General features: G+C 70.8%; 18 protein-coding genes. 1 reads left to right on the top strand and 17 read right to left on the bottom strand.

The genetic code is table 11. The features are described 5' to 3' along the window. Window positions 1-59 precede the first annotated feature (59 nt). Window positions 60-737 carry an LON peptidase substrate-binding domain-containing protein gene (locus tag C5H89_RS12750; protein WP_240181845.1) on the top strand — a complete coding sequence of 226 codons (678 nt, stop codon included), beginning with the start codon at window positions 60-62 and terminating at the stop codon, window positions 735-737. Here the strand turns inward: C5H89_RS12750 and C5H89_RS12745 are convergent. From C5H89_RS12745 to ftsW, 17 genes are all read right to left on the bottom strand, one after another. Then, window positions 734-1300, bottom strand: coding sequence for a hypothetical protein (locus C5H89_RS12745; RefSeq protein ID WP_162799357.1), 567 nt, complete (start codon window positions 1298-1300; stop codon window positions 734-736). The genes C5H89_RS12750 and C5H89_RS12745 overlap by 4 nt on opposite strands. Next, window positions 1297-4857 (bottom strand): DNA polymerase III subunit alpha, encoded by a 3561-nt coding sequence (dnaE, locus tag C5H89_RS12740; protein ID WP_104107364.1) that lies wholly within the window; start codon window positions 4855-4857, stop codon window positions 1297-1299. Before dnaE ends, C5H89_RS12745 begins: the two co-directional genes overlap by 4 nt. A gap of 121 nt (window positions 4858-4978) precedes the next feature. Further along, window positions 4979-5950, bottom strand: coding sequence for a DUF2332 domain-containing protein (locus C5H89_RS12735; protein ID WP_104107363.1), 972 nt, complete (start codon window positions 5948-5950; stop codon window positions 4979-4981). Between the two features lie 6 nt (window positions 5951-5956). Continuing rightward, window positions 5957-6433 (bottom strand): GNAT family N-acetyltransferase, encoded by a 477-nt coding sequence (locus C5H89_RS12730; protein WP_104107362.1) that lies wholly within the window; start codon window positions 6431-6433, stop codon window positions 5957-5959. Further along, a complete protein-coding gene (locus C5H89_RS12725) occupies window positions 6420-7358 on the bottom strand; it encodes an RluA family pseudouridine synthase (protein WP_101524182.1) in 939 nt (312 codons plus the stop codon). The genes C5H89_RS12730 and C5H89_RS12725 overlap by 14 nt, the downstream gene beginning before the upstream one ends. Next, window positions 7355-7921 carry a signal peptidase II gene (gene lspA, locus C5H89_RS12720; protein WP_104107361.1) on the bottom strand — a complete coding sequence of 189 codons (567 nt, stop codon included), beginning with the start codon at window positions 7919-7921 and terminating at the stop codon, window positions 7355-7357. The genes C5H89_RS12725 and lspA overlap by 4 nt, the downstream gene beginning before the upstream one ends. After that, window positions 7894-8499 carry a TraR/DksA C4-type zinc finger protein gene (locus C5H89_RS12715; protein WP_240181844.1) on the bottom strand — a complete coding sequence of 202 codons (606 nt, stop codon included), beginning with the start codon at window positions 8497-8499 and terminating at the stop codon, window positions 7894-7896. The genes lspA and C5H89_RS12715 overlap by 28 nt, the downstream gene beginning before the upstream one ends. Window positions 8500-8678: 179 nt before the next feature. Beyond that, the gene (locus tag C5H89_RS19515) at window positions 8679-9428 is read right to left on the bottom strand and encodes a DivIVA domain-containing protein (RefSeq protein ID WP_104107360.1); all 750 of its coding nucleotides are present in this window, start codon (window positions 9426-9428) and stop codon (window positions 8679-8681) included. Between the two features lie 149 nt (window positions 9429-9577). After that, window positions 9578-9871: a YggT family protein gene (locus tag C5H89_RS12705; protein WP_104107359.1), complete on the bottom strand. Its 294-nt coding sequence runs from the start codon at window positions 9869-9871 to the stop codon at window positions 9578-9580. Window positions 9872-9877: 6 nt separating this feature from the next. Beyond that, window positions 9878-10378, bottom strand: a complete 501-nt coding sequence (gene sepF / locus C5H89_RS12700) for a cell division protein SepF (RefSeq protein ID WP_101524175.1) — start codon at window positions 10376-10378, stop codon at window positions 9878-9880. Window positions 10379-10436: 58 nt separating this feature from the next. Then, a complete protein-coding gene (locus tag C5H89_RS12695) occupies window positions 10437-11132 on the bottom strand; it encodes a YggS family pyridoxal phosphate-dependent enzyme (RefSeq protein WP_104107358.1) in 696 nt (231 codons plus the stop codon). After that, window positions 11129-11863 (bottom strand): polyphenol oxidase family protein, encoded by a 735-nt coding sequence (locus tag C5H89_RS12690; protein WP_104107357.1) that lies wholly within the window; start codon window positions 11861-11863, stop codon window positions 11129-11131. Before C5H89_RS12690 ends, C5H89_RS12695 begins: the two co-directional genes overlap by 4 nt. Window positions 11864-11880: 17 nt before the next feature. After that, window positions 11881-13131 (bottom strand): cell division protein FtsZ, encoded by a 1251-nt coding sequence (gene ftsZ / locus C5H89_RS12685; RefSeq protein ID WP_104107356.1) that lies wholly within the window; start codon window positions 13129-13131, stop codon window positions 11881-11883. 253 nt (window positions 13132-13384) lie between these two features. Then, window positions 13385-14140 (bottom strand): FtsQ-type POTRA domain-containing protein, encoded by a 756-nt coding sequence (locus C5H89_RS12680; RefSeq protein ID WP_104107355.1) that lies wholly within the window; start codon window positions 14138-14140, stop codon window positions 13385-13387. Further along, window positions 14140-15558: a UDP-N-acetylmuramate--L-alanine ligase gene (gene murC / locus C5H89_RS12675; protein ID WP_104107354.1), complete on the bottom strand. Its 1419-nt coding sequence runs from the start codon at window positions 15556-15558 to the stop codon at window positions 14140-14142. The genes C5H89_RS12680 and murC overlap by 1 nt, the downstream gene beginning before the upstream one ends. Next, on the bottom strand, window positions 15555-16625 hold the full coding sequence (gene murG, locus C5H89_RS12670) for an undecaprenyldiphospho-muramoylpentapeptide beta-N-acetylglucosaminyltransferase (RefSeq protein ID WP_104107353.1): 1071 nt from the start codon (window positions 16623-16625) through the stop codon (window positions 15555-15557). The genes murC and murG overlap by 4 nt, the downstream gene beginning before the upstream one ends. A 12-nt stretch (window positions 16626-16637) precedes the next feature. Next, the gene (ftsW, locus tag C5H89_RS12665) at window positions 16638-17882 is read right to left on the bottom strand and encodes a putative lipid II flippase FtsW (RefSeq protein WP_104107352.1); all 1245 of its coding nucleotides are present in this window, start codon (window positions 17880-17882) and stop codon (window positions 16638-16640) included. Between the last annotated feature and the right edge of the window lie 23 nt (window positions 17883-17905).

Raw genomic sequence — 17905 nt, 5'->3', positions numbered from 1 at the left:
TAGGCGGGCGTCCTGCGTGCCCCGGGACCGGATGAGGGATGGACATCTACGTTGGAGGGGTGAGTGCCACGCCGCCGGAGACCCTGCCGATGTTCCCACTGAGCATGGTGCTCTTCCCTGGTGTCTCGGTGCCACTGAACGTCTTCGAGGACCGCTACCGGGCATTGGTGCACCACCTGCTGCGCATCGAGGACCCCGCCCAGCGACTCTTCGGCTCGGTGGCCATCCGCGAGGGGTACGAGGTCGGGGACCACGGTTCCCAGTCGCTCTATCGCGTGGGCTGTCTGCTCCAGCTGACCGAGGCCGAGGCCCGGCCGGACGGGGGCTTCGACATCGTGGCCGTGGGACGCAGCCGGATCAGGGTCGAGGAGCTGCGCACGAGCGGGGACTTCCCGGTCGCGCGGGTGACCGACCTCGCGGACCGCAGCGATCGCGTCCCCGCTGAGCTGGTCGACCGGGCACGCGCCACGTTCACCGCGTACCGGGCGGCCGTGGCCGCAGTCCGGTCCGACCCCTTCTCGGGCCGCCTCCCCCGGGATCCGCTGTTCCTGTCGTGGACCCTGGCCGCGCTCGCACCGCTGCCGATGGCCGAGCGTCAGTCCCTGCTGGAGGCCGAGGACACCTCCGAGCGGCTGATTCTGGTGATCGACCTGCTGCGCCAGGAGCTGCGCGCCATGAACGTCATCCCCTCGCTGCCGGCCACCGAGGTGGCTCGGACCCGCTGGTCGCCCAACTAGGAACCGGACTCGGTCCGGGGCCGCTCCCGCGTCCTGCGCGGTCCCCCGAGGAAGACCCCCATCAGCCCGAGCAAGGCCCCGGCGGGGAACGCGTTGAACGCGCTGGAGTCGAACCAGAAGGGCCAGGGCCGGTCCCCTGCGCCTGCCAGCCCCAGGTCCGAGGGGATCGCCTCGTAGTCGCCGGCATCGGCGGCGAGCGCCTGGGGGTCCGCGGGTCCCAGGGCGTGGCCGACGTGGAACATCACCCAGCTGGCCAGCACGGCACCCACCACCACGGCGACCAGGGTGAGAACCTCGCGGTCCTTGCTCAGTGCGGCTGAGACGACCCCGTAGCCAAGGCCTCCCGCCAGCCCGATGACGGCGAACCACGCCGTCCCTGCGACGTCCTGTCCCAGACCCCCGGGCGCGAGGTACCAGGTGCCCTCGAAGGCTGCGCCGGCCGGCGGTACCCACACCGCCTCCCACACACAGCCCAGTAGCGCCCCCCAGGTCAAGGCGGCGAGCAGCATCAGCACCAGCCGGCGCGCCACCGCCCACCCCGATGCCCGCTCGGTCCCGCTCACCCGCTCAGGCACCCGGGGCCCAGGAGCTGCTTGAGGTCGGCGAACAGCGCGGCGCTCGCGGTGACCCGGAGCCGGTCGTCGAGCTTCATCACCGTCGTGGAGCTGCGGGTGAGCAGTCGCAGCTGCACCTCGGTCATCCCGGGGTGGGTGGAGAGCACGTCGCGGAGCTGGTCGACCACCGGCGCGGTGCAACGGGTGGACGGCAGGCTGATCACCACCGGGCCGGACGGGCCGTCGGAGAGGTCCGGGACGGTGATCTCCTGGCCCCGAATCTCGGGCTGGTCCTTGTCCCGCGAGAGCGAGCCCTTGACCCGGACGATGGCGTCCTGGGAGAGGTACGGCGCGGCGAGCTGGTAGGCGCTGGGGAAGAGCAGCACCTCGATGGCCCCGTCGAGGTCCTCCAGGGTGATGGTGGCCCAGGCGTCGCCGCGCTTGGTGATCTTGCGGTTGACCGAGGTGATCAGCCCGCTGACGGTCAGCATGCTGCCGTGCTGCCGATCCTCGTCGAGCATCAGCTGTCCGATGGTGCAGTCGGTGCCCGAGGAGAGCACGTGCTCCAGGCCCAGCAGCGGGTGGTCGGAGACGTAGAGGCCGAGCATCTCGCGCTCGTGGCCCAGCAGCGTCATCTTGTCCCACTCGTCGATCTCGGGCACCGCCACGGCGATGCCGAAGCCACCCTCCTCGCCGTCGTCGAGACCGCCGAACAGCGAGTCCTGGCCGATGGCCTCGTTCTTCTTGATGTCGACGTACTGGTCCACGGCGGTCTCGTGGATGGTGACCAGCGCCCGACGGCAGTGCTTCATCTCGTCGAAGGCGCCCGCCTTGACCAGGGACTCGATCACCCGCTTGTTGCACACCACCAGCGGGACCTTGTCCATGAAGTCGTTGAAGTCGGTGAAGCGGCCCTTCTCCTCGCGAGCGGCGACCACCCCGTCGACCACGTTGGACCCCACGTTGCGCACGGCGGTGAGCCCGAACCGGATGTCGGTGCCGACCGGCGTGAAGTTGGCGGCGGACTCGTTGACGTCCGGGGGCAGGACGGCGATCTTCATCCGGCGACACTCGTTGAGGTAGATCGCCATCTTGTCCTTGTCGTCCTTCACCGACGTCAGCAGCGCGGCCATGTACTCGGCCGGGTAGTTCGCCTTGAGGTACGCCGTCCAGTAGGAGACGAGCCCGTAGGCGGCGGAGTGCGCCTTGTTGAACGCGTAGTCGGAGAACGGCAGCAGGATGTCCCACAGGGTCTTGATCGCCGCCATCGAGTAGCCGCGCTCGGTCATGCCGGCGGAGAAGGTGGCGAACTGCTTGTCCAGCTCCTCCTTCTTCTTCTTGCCCATGGCCCGACGCAGGAGGTCGGCCTGGCCCAGGGTGTAGCCGGCGAGCTGTTGGGCGATCGCCATCACCTGCTCCTGGTAGACGATCAACCCGTAGGTCTCCCCCAGGACGTCCTCGAGGGCGTCGGCCAGCTCGGGGTGGATCGCCTCCACCGGCTCGCGGCCGGTCTTGCGGCGGGCGTACTTGTTGTGCGAGTCAGCGCCCATCGGTCCGGGGCGGTAGAGCGCACCCACCGCGGAGATGTCCTCGAAGGTGTCGGGGCGCATCGAGCGCAGCAGGGCGCGCATCGGCCCGCCGTCGAGCTGGAAGACCCCGAGCGTGTCCCCGCGCTGGAGCAGGGAGTAGGTGACGGGGTCGTCCAGGGTGAGGTCCTCGAGCACGACGGTCTCGCCCCGGTTGGCCGCGATGTTCTTCACCGCGTCGTCGAGCACGGTCAGGTTGCGCAGCCCCAGGAAGTCCATCTTGATGAGGCCGAGGGCCTCACAGGTGGGGTAGTCGAACTGGGTGATCATGACCCCGTCGGCGGGGCGCTTGAGCAGCGGGATGACGTCGATCAGCGGCTCGCTGGACATGATGACACCGGCGGCGTGGACCCCCCACTGGCGCTTGAGTCCCTCGATGCCCATCGCGGTGTCGACCACGCGCTTGACGTCGGGCTCGGCCTCGTAGAGCGCTCGGAACTCCCCGCCCTCGCCGTACCTCTTGTGGTTGGGGTCGAAGACGTCGTTGAGCGGCACGTCCTTGCCCATCACCGCAGCGGGCATCGCCTTGGTGATCCGGTCGCCCATGGAGAAGGGGTAGCCGAGGATGCGCGAGGAGTCCTTGACCGCCTGCTTGGCCTTGATGGTGCCGTAGGTGACGATCATCGAGACCCGGTCCTCGCCGTACTTCTCGGTGACGTAGCGGATCACCTCACCGCGCCGACGCTCGTCGAAGTCGATGTCGAAGTCGGGCATCGAGACCCGGTCGGGGTTCAGGAAGCGCTCGAAGATCAGCCCGTGCTCGAGCGGGTCCAGGTCGGTGATGCGCATCGCGTAGGCGACCATCGACCCGGCACCGGAGCCGCGCCCGGGACCGACCCGGATCCCGTTGTCCTTGGCCCAGTTGATGAAGTCCGCGACGACCAGGAAGTAGCCGGGGAAGCCCATCTGGGTGATGACGCCGACCTCGAAGTCGGCCTGCTTGCGGACCTTGTCGGGGATGCCGGCCGGGTAGCGCACCTGCAGGCCACGCTCGACCTCCTTGATCATCCAGGAGGTCTCGTCCTCGCCGGGCGGGCACGGGAACCGCGGCATGAAGGTGCCGTTGCCCTCGGTGAACTCCACGTTGCAGCGCTCGGCGATGAGCAAAGTGTTGTCGCAGGCCTCGCGGAGGTCGTACTTGTCGACCCACAGGGACCGCATCTCCGCCGGGCTCTTGATGTAGTAGCCGTCGCCGGAGAAGGCGAAGCGCTGACCCGGCCCGTCGCCGGCCGGGATGTCCATCGTGGACCCGGAGTTGATGCAGAGCAGGTGCTCCTGGGAGGCGGCGTCCTCCTGGCGGACGTAGTGGGAGTCGTTGGTGGCCAGCAGCGGGATCTGCAGGTCCTTGGCCAGGCGCAGCAGCCCCTCGCGCACCCGGGACTCGATCGAGAGCCCGTGGTCCATCAGCTCCAGGAAGTAGTTCTCCCGACCCAGGATGTCCTGGAAGTCCGCCGCGGTCTGCCGCGCTGCGTCGTAGTTGTCGTGGCGCAGGTGCACCTGGACCTCGCCGGAGGGACAGCCGGTGGTGCCGATGATGCCGCGGCCGTGCTGCGAGAGCAGCTCGCGGTCCATCCGGGGGTGCTGGAAGAAGCCATCGCGCCACGCCCCGGTGGAGAGCCGGAAGAGGTTGTGCATGCCTTCGGTGGACTCCGAGAGCAGCGTCATGTGCGTGTAGGCGCCGCGGCTGGAGACGTCGTCCGGGCCGCCCTTGTAGAAGTTGACCCGCTTGCGCTCGAACCGGGAGATGTTGGGCGTGAAGTAGGCCTCGATGCCGATGATCGGCTTGATGCCGGCCTTCTTGGCCTTCTTGTAGAACTCGTAGGCGCCGAACACGTTGCCGTGGTCGGTCATGGCGATCGCCGGCATGCCGAGCTCGGCCGTCCGCTCGGCCATCTGCTGGAGCCGCGCCGCGCCGTCGAGCATGGAGTACTCGGTGTGGACGTGCAGGTGGACGAAGTTGTCGCTGGAACCGGCCGACATGAGGGGCTCTTCCACACCTTCCGAAAGGTCGCTGATGGGCACGCGCTGAGGCGTCTCTGGAGGGAAGGACGTCAGCCTACGTCAGTGTGTCAGGGCCCAGGGACAGGACACCAGGGCGGCCTCAGAGCCACTCGATCGCGTGCCCGTGCCCGTGCGTCCAGGCCAGCGCACGGCCGTCGAGCCCGAGCACGAACCGGCCGGTCGGCGGGCCCGCGGCAGGCCCGGTGGCGGTCACCGAGGGCAGCACCCCCGGCGCCTCGTTGCTCACCCAGCGACACCGCCCGCCGGCCACCAGCTGAGTCATCAGGGCCACGAACCGGTCCCGGTCGTCTTCGTCCAGGTAGGCCGCCACCGCGCTGTGGAAGACCACCGGCACGCCATGACGCCCTGCCTCCGCGACCAGATCGGGCACGAGGTCCAGCAGGTCCCCGGCGAGCAGACGCGGCGGGTCGTCAGAGGCGATGCGGATCGCCGAGCGCAGCCGTCGCCGACGCGCCTCCTGCTCGGGCCACACCAGCGTCTCGAGCCAGGCCGTCTCATCGGCATCGCCAACGTCCAGGGGGTTGAGGTCGCACCCTCCCCGCCAGGCCACCCGGGGATGCCGGCGCGGCACCGGCAGCGGTCCGCGCGCGTCCGCGCTGAGCGTCGGCCCGGTGCTGCCGCGCAGAGCGCCGAACGGGGGCCACTCGTAGTCGTAGCGGTCCGGGAACAGGCACAGGCCGGCACTGGCACCCACCTCCACCAGGGCCAACGGCTCCCCGAGCCCGGCGAGCACCGGCACCAGGGTGGCGAGCCGGCCGACCTCGTTGGTCTGGGTGGCCCGGTCCCGGATCGTCTGCTTCACCGCGGTCTGGTACGTCAGCAGCACCCGGCGCAGCTCGGCGTACGGCGCCGGCGCCTCAGCGCCGTGCCAGCGAGCCGCCGCGAAGACCAGGTTCGGCTGCTGCTTGCCCTCAGGCAGGTCGGAGAGCCAGTCCAGGATCTCCGGGTCTCGGGCCACCGCCAGCGCCCACGTCTCGAAGCAGGGCGAGTCGCCGCGCGTGTACGCCGCGAAGTCGCGGTACCGCTCAGCCAGCTCCCCGTGCAACAGCATGCCCGCTCAGCCCGGCCATGCCAGATGTACGTCGGGTGCCCGCTCCTCGTTGTCCGACCCGTCCGTGCGCTCGACCTCGACGAACCCGTGGCGGGCGTAGAAGCGCTGCGCCGGCCTGTTGGAGGCGAAGACCCAGAGTCCGAACCCGTCCGGGCGCATCGCCTGCACCAGGCTCAGGAGCAGGGAGCCGATCCCCTGGCCGGTGCGGTCGGGGGCGACGTAGAGGTGGTCGAGCCAGGTGGCGGTCGCCAGCGCGAACCCGACCAGCTCACCGTCGGCGTGGGCCACGAAGAGGTCATGGGTCCCGAGGTCCCACCCGCGGACCCAGGCCGCCATCTCCTCCGGGGGGCGCACCGGGGCCGGGACGGCCGGCACCGCGGCGAACCGCGCCGCCACGTAGAGCGCGGCGACCTCTGCGAGGTCCTCCGGGCCGCCGGGCCGGACCACGACGTCCGCCGGAGGGTCCGGCTCAGCGCTCGTCACGGATCACGTCGAGCGCGTGCTCGAGGTCGGCGGGGTAGGTCGACTCGTACTCGACGTACTCCCCCGACTCCGGGTGCTCGAAGCCCAGCTTGACCGCGTGCAGCCACTGCCTCTCCAGCCCGACCCGCCGCGCCAGCACCGGGTCCGCGCCGTAGGTGATGTCACCGACGCACGGGTGCTTGAGGGCAGCCATGTGCACCCTGATCTGGTGCGTGCGACCGGTCTCCAGGTGGACCTCGAGCAGGCTCGCGAACCGATGGGCCTCGAGCGTCTCGTAGTGGGTGATGCTGTGCCGTCCGTCGGCCATCACCGCGAACTTGTAGTCGAACTTCGGGTGCCGTCCGATGGGCGCGTCGACGGTCCCCTCCAGCGGGTCCGGGTGACCCTGCACCAGGGCGTGGTAGGTCTTGTCGACGGTGCGGTGCCGGAAGGCGTTCTTCAGCACCGAGTAGGCGTGCTCGGACTTGGTGATCACCATGACCCCCGAGGTGCCGACGTCCAGCCGCTGCACGATGCCCTGGCGCTCAGATGCCCCCGAGGTGGCGATCCGGAAGCCGGCGCCGGCGAGGTGGCCGACCACGGTAGGTCCCGACCACCCGGGGCTGGGGTGGACAGCCACGCCCACGGGCTTGTCGATCACCACGATGGCGTCGTCGTCGTGGATGATCTTGATGCCCTCCACGAGCTCGGGGACCAGCGCCAGCGGGTCGCGCAGGACGGGGATGGTCACGTCCAGGGTCGCGCCGGGATGCACCCGTTCGCTCTTGCTCACCCCAGCGCCGTCGAGGTGCACGTGGCCCTGGGCGATGAGCTCGGCGGCGCGGGTCCGCGACAGCCCGAACATCCGGGCCATGGCGGCGTCGACCCGCTCCCCGTCGAAGCCGTCCGGGATCTGCACGGACCGGTGGTCGCTCTGGCCGTTCACGTCTGGTCCCCCTGCTCGGCTCGCGGCGCGGAGTCCCGGGTGCCGTCGAGCGCGATCCCCCTCAGGGACTGCACGATGATCACCGCAGCCGCCACGTTGATGAAGATGTCGGCGAAGTTGAAGACCGGCCAGTTGGGCAGGCGCAGGAAGTCCACGACGTGGCCGCGCAGCGGCGTCGGGTCGCGGAACAGCCGGTCGGCCAGGTTGCCGGCGACCCCGGCCAGCAGGAACCCCAGTCCCAGCGCCCACAGCGGGTCGCCGAGCCGACGGCTGAGGTAGAGCACCACGCACACCGCCACCGCCGCCAGGGCGGTGAACACGATCGTGAACTCCGTGCCGGTGCTGAACGCGGCACCGGGATTGAACACCAGGTGCAGGGTGAGCCAGTCGCCGACCAGCTCGCGGTCACCGTCGGGGAGGGTGGCGACAGCCCACGCCTTGGTGGCCTGGTCGATCGTCAACCCGATGAGGGCGACGGCCGCGAAGATGGCCAAGTGGGTACGTCGAGTGGATCCGGGGGTGTGGCCGCTGTTCTTCAGCGGCGTTCCTCGCGCTGCTTGCATGACAGGCACAGTGTCGCACGCGGGAATGCCATGACCCTCATCTTGCCGATCGGCTGGGCGCAGGACTCGCACACCCCGTAGGTGCCGTCGCCGATGCGGGAGAGGGCCCGGTCGATCTGCTCGAGCATCCCGCGCTCGCCACTCATCAGGGTCAGCTCGTGGTCCCGCTCGAAGTTGGTGGCTCCCACGTCCGCCTGGTCGTTCCCAGCGCCGTCCCCGGGGTCACGCATGAGCAAGGACAGGTCGCGCTCCTGTTCCTCCATGATGCCCACGAGCCGGTCTCGGTGCTCGTGCAGGTCGACCAGCACCTCGTCCACCTCTCCCTGGGTCCAGGGCTGCTCCCCGTCCTTGACGACGAGGGAGGCCGCCGACGACGTGATGGGCCGAGCCTTGCGGCCCGCGGTGGCCCTCTTCGCCGTGCCGACCTCGTTGCGAGCCGGCGCCGCCTTCTTGACCCCGTTGCGTGCCGGCGCCGCCTTCTTGACCCCGTTGCGTGCCGGCGCCGCCTTCTTCGCCGGGACCACCTTCTCGGCCGCTGCGGCGGCGGAGTCTCCGGGAGTCTTTCGAGCACTGCGCACCATGGCGATCCGCCCCCTAGGACAACAAAAGCTGTGGCGGGTGCCACATGCTCGCCACCGGAGGCTAGCCCGTCGCACACCCGGACTCAACCTCCGTCGGCGCGCGATGTACCTCTGCCGACAGCACGACGGCCGGCCCCCGAGGGGACCGGCCGTCGAGTGCCGAACGAAGGGGGGTGTCAGCCCTCGTCGTCACCCAGGATCGAACGCAACCGCTTGGGGGCGGGCGAGTTCTCGCCGGGTGCCGGGTTCTCCAGGCTTGCTGTTCCCTCCAGGGACGCCAGCTGCTGGGTGAAGTAGGTCTTGAGGCGGGAGCGGTACTCGCGCTCGAACGAACGCAGCGTCTCGACCTCTCCGTTCAGCTTGTCGCGCTCCTTCTCCAGGTCGCCGAACATCTGCTGACGTCGCTCGGCGGTCTCGGAGTCGAGCATCTGGGCGCGCTGGCGGGCGTCGGCCTCGACCCGGTCCGCCTTGGACTTCGACTCTGCCTCGAGCCGCTCGGCCTTGGTGCGGGCCTCGCCGACGATCTTGTCCGCCTCGTTCTTCGCGCCGTCGACGAGCTCGTCGGCGTTGCGGGTGGCGATCTCCAGCAGCCGAGCCGCAGCGTTGGAGGCGTCCGGCACGGTCTCGACCTTGATGGTCTCCACCACCGGCGCGGGGGCAGGGGTCGCTGCCACGACGGGCTCCGGCTTGACCGGCTCGGGCTCCTTGACCGCAGGCGCCGTGAACGGTGCCGGCGTCGGGGCACTGGCCCCAGCGGTCTGCGCCGAGGACAGCTTCGCCCGCAGGTCGTCGTTCTCCTTGGTCAACCGGGCAAGCTCGGCCTCGACCTCGTCCAGGAACTGGTCGACCTCCCCCATGTCGTATCCCTCACGGAGACGGACAGGAGTAAAGCGCTTGTTGCTCACGTCCTCAGGCGTCAGCGGCATGACCTCACCCAATCTCTTCGTCGGCAAAACTTGTGGTTGTGAACTGTGGGAACAATAGCGCCCCCGGATGATCCGTGGTCAGGGACCCGTGAGGCTGGTGGGTTTGCGGCGGGGATCCGGGGCGCCCGGTCCGCAGGATCGAGGTCGGGTCACCCGAAGAACACGATGCCCACGACGCGCAGCAGGAGCCACGCGACGAGGAAGACGATCATGAAGCTCAGGTCCAGGGCGAGCGAGCCCAGCCGGATGGGCGGCACGAACCTGCGCACTGCCTTGATCGGCGGGTCCGTAGCCGTGTAGACGCCCTCGAGCACCACGAGCAGGGCACCGGTGGGGCTCCACTGTCGCGCGAACACCTGAACCCAGTCGATGATGAATCGCACGAACATGAGAGCCAGGAAGAGCCAGATCAGCCCGTAAAGGATGTTGCCCACCACGATCATGAGGACTCAGCTCTGGTTGAAGAAACCGCCTTCGACGAGGCGCTCCTTCTCCTCGGCGGCCACCGTGACGTTGGGCGGGCACAGCAGGAAGACCTTGTTGGTGACCCGCTCGATGGTGCCGCGCGTGGCGAACACCAGGCCCGCGGCAAAGTCCACGAGCCGCTTCGCGTCGGAGTCGTCCATCTCGGAGAGGTTCATGATCACCGGGATGCCCTCCCGGAACTGCTCGCCGACGGTGCGCGCCTCGTTGTAGGTGCGGGGGTGCAGAGTGGTGATTCGACTCAACTCGCTCACTGTCTGTGCGACGGGGACCGGCGTGGGCCGCCGGCGCTCGGAGAGGTCGGCGACCGGGGCGGGTCGGCGCTCCCGGCCCGGTCGGTCCTCGACCCGGCCGTGGGTGGTGGTCTCGGTCTCGGCGGAGACCTCCTCCGCCTTGTAGTCGTCGTACCGACCGGTGTCCTCGAGCAGGCCGAGGTACTCGCCGATCCTGCGCATCGCGCCGCTCATGACAGTTTCCTCCGGTACGTCGTGGCACCCACAGTGAGTGCCGTCGTGAATTTCGACATTACTTGATCACAGGCCTCGGACCGAGGACCGCTGACCCGATGCGCACGTGTGTCGCACCGTGCCTCACCGCAGACTCCAGGTCCCCGCTCATGCCTGCGGAGAGCACACCCGCAGTGGGGTGCGCCGCCAGGAACCCCGTGCGAACCTCGGCCAGCCGGGTGAACGCACTGTCCGGCTCCTCCCCCAACGGCGCGACCGCCATCAGCCCGCGCAGCCTCAGCCCGGGAGTGCCGGCGACCTCCGCGGCCAACCGATCCAGCTCCTCGGGAGCCGCCCCGGACCGGGAGGTAGCCCCCGGCGGGTCCAGGCTGACCTGGAGCAGCACGTCCACGTCCTGCCCACGGGCGAGAGCCCCCCGGCCCAGCGGGGCCACCAGCTTGCGGCGGTCCACCGACTCGACCACGTCGGCATAGCCGGCGACTGCCGCGGCCTTGTTGCTCTGCAGTCCACCGATGAAGTGCCAGGTCAGGTCCAGCTCGGCGCACTGCGCGGCCTTGTCCGCGGCCTCCTGGTGCCGGTTCTCCCCCACGTGGGCGACACCGAGGTCGGCGAGGAGACGCACGTCCGAGACGGGGAAGAACTTGGTCACCACCACCAGGGTCACCTGGTCGGTCCGCCCAGCAGCGCGCCGCGCGTCGTCGATGCGGCGGGTGACGGTCTCCAGGTTGGCCGCCAGCGCGTCTCGCCTGTTCACGGCCGCATCCAGATCAGCGCGCCCATGCGTCCCGCCGCCTCGCCGTCGCGCCGGAAGGACCACAGCCGCGGGTCCTCGAGCGTGCAGAGCCCGAGCGAGGTGTGGCTGCGCACGCCGCTGCGCTCGAGCTGAGCCAGCACACCGGCGCCCAGGTCCAGGGAGGGGGTGCCCCACGAGGTCTCGGACCAGGTCTCGGGCACCACGGCGGCGACCGCGTCACGCATCGGCGCGGGCACCTCGTAGCAGCGACCACACACGTGGGGTCCCACCCAGGCGTGCAGAGCCTGACCGCCCAGCGCCCGTACCTGCTCGACCGCCGCGGTCACCACGCCCTCGACCACGCCCTTGCGGCCGGCATGGACGGCGCCGATGACGCCGATCTCGGGATCGGCCAGGAGCACCGGGACGCAGTCCGCCGCCCGGGCCATCAGGGCGACACCGGCCTGACGGGTCACCAGGGCGTCCGCCTCGGGCACGCCCTCCGGCCCGCCCTCCGCCACAGCCTCCGCCACGGGGGGGCCCACCACGTGCACCGACGAGCCGTGCACCTGCCGCATCCGCACCACCTCGGCGCCGCACTGGCGACCCAGGGCCGCCAGCGCGGGGTGGAGCGAGCCCGGCCCGCCCGTGCCGGTGAGGCCCGGCGCGGGCTCCGCGACGTCGACCGTGGCGTCGGTGAAGGCCACCTGCACGCCGGCCGCTCCCGCGGCACTCTCGGTGTGGACGAACATCCGCGCCTCCCCGGTCCTCACTTCAGGAAGTCGGGGATGTCCAGGTCGTCGTCGTCGAACTCGACCTTGCGCTGGACCCGAGGACGCTCCGCGGCCGGGGCGGCCTGCTGCGCGGGTCGTCCCCCCTGCTGGTAGGAGCCATCGCCCCCACGCCCGGTGTCGCCTTCGCGCTGGTGGCCCAGCACGGGTGACTGCACCGGCGGGCGCGCCTCGACCTGAGGACGGTCCGTGGCCGGACGCTGAGCCTGCGGACGCTGGGTCTGCTGCTGCGCCTGGGTCGCGGGACGGTTGAAGCCCGAGCTGTTCTCGCGCCGCTTGGGCATGCCGCCGTCGAACCCGGCCGCGATCACGGTGACCCGCACCTCGTCGCCGAGGGCGTCGTCGATCGTGGCGCCGAAGATGATGTTGGCCTCGGCGTGGGCCGCCTCCGAGACCAGGGCGGCCGCCTCGTTGATCTCGAACAGGCCGAGGTCGGAACCTCCGGCGATCGAGAGGAGCACGCCGTGGGCGCCTTCGATGGAGGCCTCCAGAAGGGGGCTGGAGACTGCCATCTCGGCCGCGGCAACCGCACGGTCCTCGCCGCGGGCGGACCCGATGCCCATCAGGGCCGAGCCGGCGTTGGCCATCACCGACTTGACGTCGGCGAAGTCGAGGTTGATCAGGCCGGGGGTGGTGATCAGGTCGGTGATGCCGGAGACACCCTGCAGCAGGACCTGGTCGGCCTGCTTGAACGCGTCCAGGATCGAGACGCTGCGGTCGCTGATCGACAGCAGTCGGTCGTTGGGGATGACGATGAGGGTGTCCACCTCCTCGCGCAGCTGCGCGATGCCCTCCTCGGCGGAGTTGGCCCGGCGGCGTCCCTCGAACGCGAACGGGCGGGTCACCACACCGATGGTCAGGGCACCGAGCGAGCGCGCGATGCGGGCCACGACCGGGGCACCGCCGGTGCCGGTGCCGCCACCCTCGCCGGCGGTCACGAACACCATGTCGGCGCCCTTGATGACCTCTTCGATCTCGTCCGCGTGGTCCTCGGCGGCCTTGGCACCCACGTCGGGGTTGGCGCCGGCACCGAGGCCGCGGGTGAGCTCTCGACCGATGTCGAGCTTGACGTCGGCATCGCTCATGAGCAACGCCTGGGCGTCGGTGTTGATCGCGATGAACTCGACACCCTTGAGTCCGACCTCGATCATCCGGTTGACGGCGTTCACGCCACCACCACCGATGCCCACGACCTTGATGATCGCCAGGTAGTTCTGGGCTGCTGCCACGGCTCTACGCCTCTCTTGCGTCTGGGCCGGCCTGTTGCCGGGCTCCGGTTGATCGTCAGGGGATGTCGCGAGGTCCGGGGAGCGGATCTGTGCTGCTGCTCAGGTCCGCGAAACCCTAACCGTGAACCTGAGGGTTATAGTTATGTCAACCTCGCGTTGGGTATGACCATAGGCAAGCAACGGCTCCCAACTGGTCCAGACACGCCGCACGCCGCAGTTAGGTCGTGAGATCTGGACCTTGGGGGACGTCCGCTCAGTCGGAGGTGACCGGCTGGCCGGGAACGCTGACGTCGTAGCGGCGGGCCTCGCGGGACTTCAGAAGCGCGGCCAGCACCGATGCCTTGTCGTCGGACTGCTCGGCACTCCCCCAGACCACCACCCGGCCGTCCCTGAGCACCAGGGAGATCTGGTCGACGGTCTGCACGTCCACGTGGTCGACCCGGGATGCCAGGTCCTCCGGCAGCGCCGAGACGACCTGCGCGGCCTCGCGCAGCGCGTCCCGGCCGGCGTCCCCGACGACCCGCACCCGGGGCAGCGTCGCCGGCGCCTGGTCGTACTCACGGAAGACGACCCCCTCGGAGTCCATGCCGCGCCACGAGCCGCCCAGGTCGACCACGGCCACGGCCGCGCGCTCCTGGACGGACACCAGGATCTCGTCGGGCCACTGTCGCGTGACGCGCGCGGAGCGGACCGGCGCGAGTCCCTCCACCCGCCGCCTCACCGAGTTCAGGTCCACCCGCAGCAGCGGGGTGTCGGCGGGTACGGCGGCGGCCTGCCGCACCTGGGCAGCGGAGACCTGGTCGGCACCCTGCACCGACACCCCCGCGACCGCCAGCACGGAGGAGAAGTAGGCGAGCCAGACCCCCGTACCGATCAGCACCAGGACCAGCACCGCGACCAGCACCCGACGCCACACCTGCCAGCGCCGCAGCCGCTGGCGGCGTGCGAAGCGCCGCCGGGTGCGCTCGGCGGCCTCGAGCTGCCCCAGTGGGCGCGGACGCCAGGTCATCAGCTGTCGCGAGCCGCGAGCAGCGCGAGCACGCGGGGCCCGACCTGGGTGACGGTGCCGGCGCCGAGGGTCAGGACCAGGTCGCCGGGCGCCGCCCGGCGTACCAGCTCGGCCGGGACGGCGTCGAAGTCGGGTTCGAAGACCACTCGGCCGGCCGGCAACGGGCACGCCTGCGCCACCAGGGCGCCGGAGACGGCCGGATCGGGGTCCTCGCGGGCCAGGTAGACGTCCATCACGACGACCTCGTCGGCCGCGGCCAGGGCCTCGCCCATGGCCGTGCCGAAGATGCGGGTGCGCGAGACCAGGTGCGGCTGGAAGGCCACGACGACCCGCCCCTCCCCGGCCACCGCGCGGGCCGCGGCGAGGTCGCCCGCGATCTCGACGGGGTGATGGGCGTAGCTGTCGAAGACCCGGATCCCGGCGGCCTCGCCCTTGCGCTCCATCCGGCGCCGAGTGCCGGTGAACCCGGCCAGCCCGGCGAGCAGCCGCTCGCGATCGTGCCCGAGCCGGATGCCGGCGGCCAGCGCGACCGCGGCGTCGAGCAGGTAGTGACGTCCCGGGATCTGCAGCTCGAGGCGGATGACCTCGCCGCCGCGGCCCACCAGGCTCGCCGAGGAGCTGGTGCCGACGAAGCTGAGGTCGGTGAGCCTGAGATCGGCGTCGGGCGACTCCCCCACCGCGACCACCTCGATGCCGAGCGAGCGCGCCTGCTCGGCCAATGCCGCCGCGCCCGGGTCGTCGACGGCGCAGACCAGGAACCCACCGGGCTCGATCCGCCGCAGGAAGGCCGAGAACGCCGCCCGGTAGGCCTCCTCGGTGCCGAAGTGGTCCAGGTGATCGGCCTGCACGTTGGTCACCAGTGCCGCGTGCGGGGAGTAGACGAGGAAGGCGCCGTCGCTCTCGTCGGCCTCGGCCACGAACAGGTCTCCGGTGCCCTCGTGCGCGTTGGCACCAGTGGCGGCCAGGTCCCCGCCCACCGCGTACGTCGGGTCGGCACCGGCCGCGATCAGCGCGGAGGTGAGCAGCGAGGTGGTGGTGGTCTTGCCGTGGGTCCCGGCGACGGCGATCGTGCGCCGGCCCACCATCACCGAGGCCAGACCTGCAGAGCGGGGCAGCACCCGTAGGCCCCGGCGCAGGGCCTCGACCACCTCGGGGTTGTCCTCGCGCACCGCGGTGGAGACGATCAGCGTGTCGACGCCCTCGACGTGGGCGGCGTCATGACCGAGGTGGACTCGCGCCCCGAGCTCGCGCAGGGACTCCAGCGTGGGCGAGTCGGTGCCGTCGCTGCCCGAGACCTCGATGCCGCGCTCCAGCATGATCCGGGCGATGGCGGACAGGCCGGCGCCGCCGATGCCGACGAAGTGCACCCGGCCGAGCCGGTCGGCGGGCAGGATCTGGTCGGGGACCGGGAGCTTCACCGGGCGGCCTCCAGGATCATCCGGGCCAGCTTCTCATCAGCGTCCAGGACGACGGCCTGCGAGGCGGCGGCGCCCATCAGGCGCAGTCGGTCCGGGTCGTTGAGCAGGCCGGGCAACGTCGCGGCCACCCACTCGCTCGACAGCGCCTGGTCGGCCACCAACAGCCCTCCCCCGGCGTCGACGACCGGGCGGGCGTTGAGCGCCTGCTCGCCGTTGCCGATCGGCAGCGGGACGTAGACGGCCGGGAGTCCCGTCCCCGACACCTCGGTGACGGTGTTGCTGCCGGCGCGGCACAGCACCGCGTCTGCCGCGGCGTAGGCCAGGTCCATCCGGTCGACGTAGTCCACCACGACGTACGGGACGCCGGTCACCGGCGCCGCCACCTGCTGCTTGGGACCCACCACGTGCAGCACCTGGACCCCGGCGGCGGCGAGCTCGGGGGCCGCACCGACCATCGCCTGGTTGATCCGGGCGGCGCCCTGCGACCCGCCGGTGACCAGCAGGGTGGGTCGCTCCGGGTCGAGCCCGAAGGTGGCGCGCGCCTGGTCGCGCAGCGCGGCCCGGTCAAGCGTGGAGATCATCCGGCGTACCGGCAGGCCGAGGTGGACCGCGTGCGGGAGGGGGGTGCCGGGGAAGCTGGTGGCGACATGGGTCGTCAGCCGGGCGCCGAGCTTGTTGGCGATGCCGGGCAGGGCGTTGCCCTCGTGGACCACCAGCGGGAGTCCCCGACTGCGCGCGGCCAGGTACGCCGGCACGGAGACGTAGCCGCCGAAGCCGACCACGACGTCGGGCCGGACCCGGTCCACGACCGCCAGCGCCGCCGCGCGGGCCTGCCACAACCGCCCGGGCGTGCGCAGCAGGTCGGCGCCGGGCCTGCGCGGAAGCGGCACCCGAGGCACGACCTCCAGCGGGAACCCGGCCTGGGGAACCAGCCGAGCCTCCAGGCCCGTCGAGGTGCCCAGGCAGGTGATGGTGGCCTCGGGGGCCAGTCGCAGGATCGCGTCTGCGGTCGCGAGCAGGGGGGACGTGTGGCCGGCGGTGCCACCGCCGGCGAGCAGGACGTGCATATCGGTGCCAGCCTAAGGCTTGTCCGGGCCGACGGCCGGACCGGCCGCCAGGCCCACCGAACCCGGACGCCGACGGGCGGCGAGCGCGGCGGCCGCCTCCGGTTCGCGGCGCGCGAAGCCGATCAGCAGGCCGAGGGCCACCAGTGAGGGCACGAGGGCGGATCCTCCGTAGGAGACGAGCGGGAGCGGGATGCCGATGACCGGCAGCAGCGCCAGCACCATGCCGACGTTGATGATCATCTGCCCGAGCAGCCACACCACGATGCCGAACGTCATGTAGCGCACGAACGGGTCGGTCGTGGTGGCAGCGACCCGGGTGGCGGCGTAGGCGATCGTGAGGAACAGGCCGACGACCAGGAGCGTGCCGACCAGGCCGAGCTCCTCGCCGAGCACCGCGAAGATGAAGTCGGTGTGGGCCTCGGGCAGGTCTCCCCACTTCTGGATCGAGCGCCCGATCCCCTCGCCGAGCCATCCGCCCGAGGAGAGGGCGTAGAGCCCGTGAGCGGGCTGCCAGCCGCTGTCGTGGTAGTCCTTGAAGGGGTCGACGAAGTTCGTCAGCCGGCCCCGGCGCTCGGGGCTCGTGGAGGCCAGGAAGAGCGCGAGCACCCCGACGATGGTCAGGCAGAACGCGAAGAGCCGTGCCGGGGCGCCGACGATCCACAGCATCGACAGCAGGATGGCGATGAGCACCAGCGCGGTCCCCAGGTCGTGCCCCACCACGACCAGCGTGATGATCGCCAGCAGCCCGGGGACCACCGGCACCATCACGTGGTGCAGGTCGCCGAGTCGCCGCTCCTTGTGGGCGTACACGTGCGCGGCCCAGAGCACGATCGCCAGCTTGGCGAACTCCGAGGGCTGGAGGGCGAACGGGCCGACCGCCAGCCAGTTCTTGTTGCCGTTCACGGTCACGCCGAACTTCGCCACCAGTGCCAGCAGCACGATCGCCGCCAGGTATCCCGGGTAGGCGAGGCGCCTGAGGTGCCGCAACGGGACGCGGGAGGCCACGAAGGCCGCCGGGACGCCGATGAGCACCCACATGAGCTGGCGCTTCACGATCGCGTAGGAGTCGTCGTAGACCCGGAACGAGTTCACGCTCGAGGCGCTCAGCACCATGATCAGGCCGATGGTCAGCAGGAGCGCCGAGGAGCCCAGCAACAGGTAGTAGGAGGTGAGCGGGCGGTCCAGCGCCTGCTTGAGGGCCAGCCACTGGGTGCCGAAGGTGCCTCGCGGGACGTGCTCGGGGTTGGCGGTGGTCATCGCTCCCCTTCCCTGTGCTCCTG

It is taken from the genome of Nocardioides sp. 616, assembly GCF_002930065.1.
GTDB lineage: Bacteria > Actinomycetota > Actinomycetes > Propionibacteriales > Nocardioidaceae > Nocardioides > Nocardioides houyundeii.
Note: the sequence above shows the minus strand (reverse complement) of the source record. Positions and strands in the feature narration are given on the sequence as shown.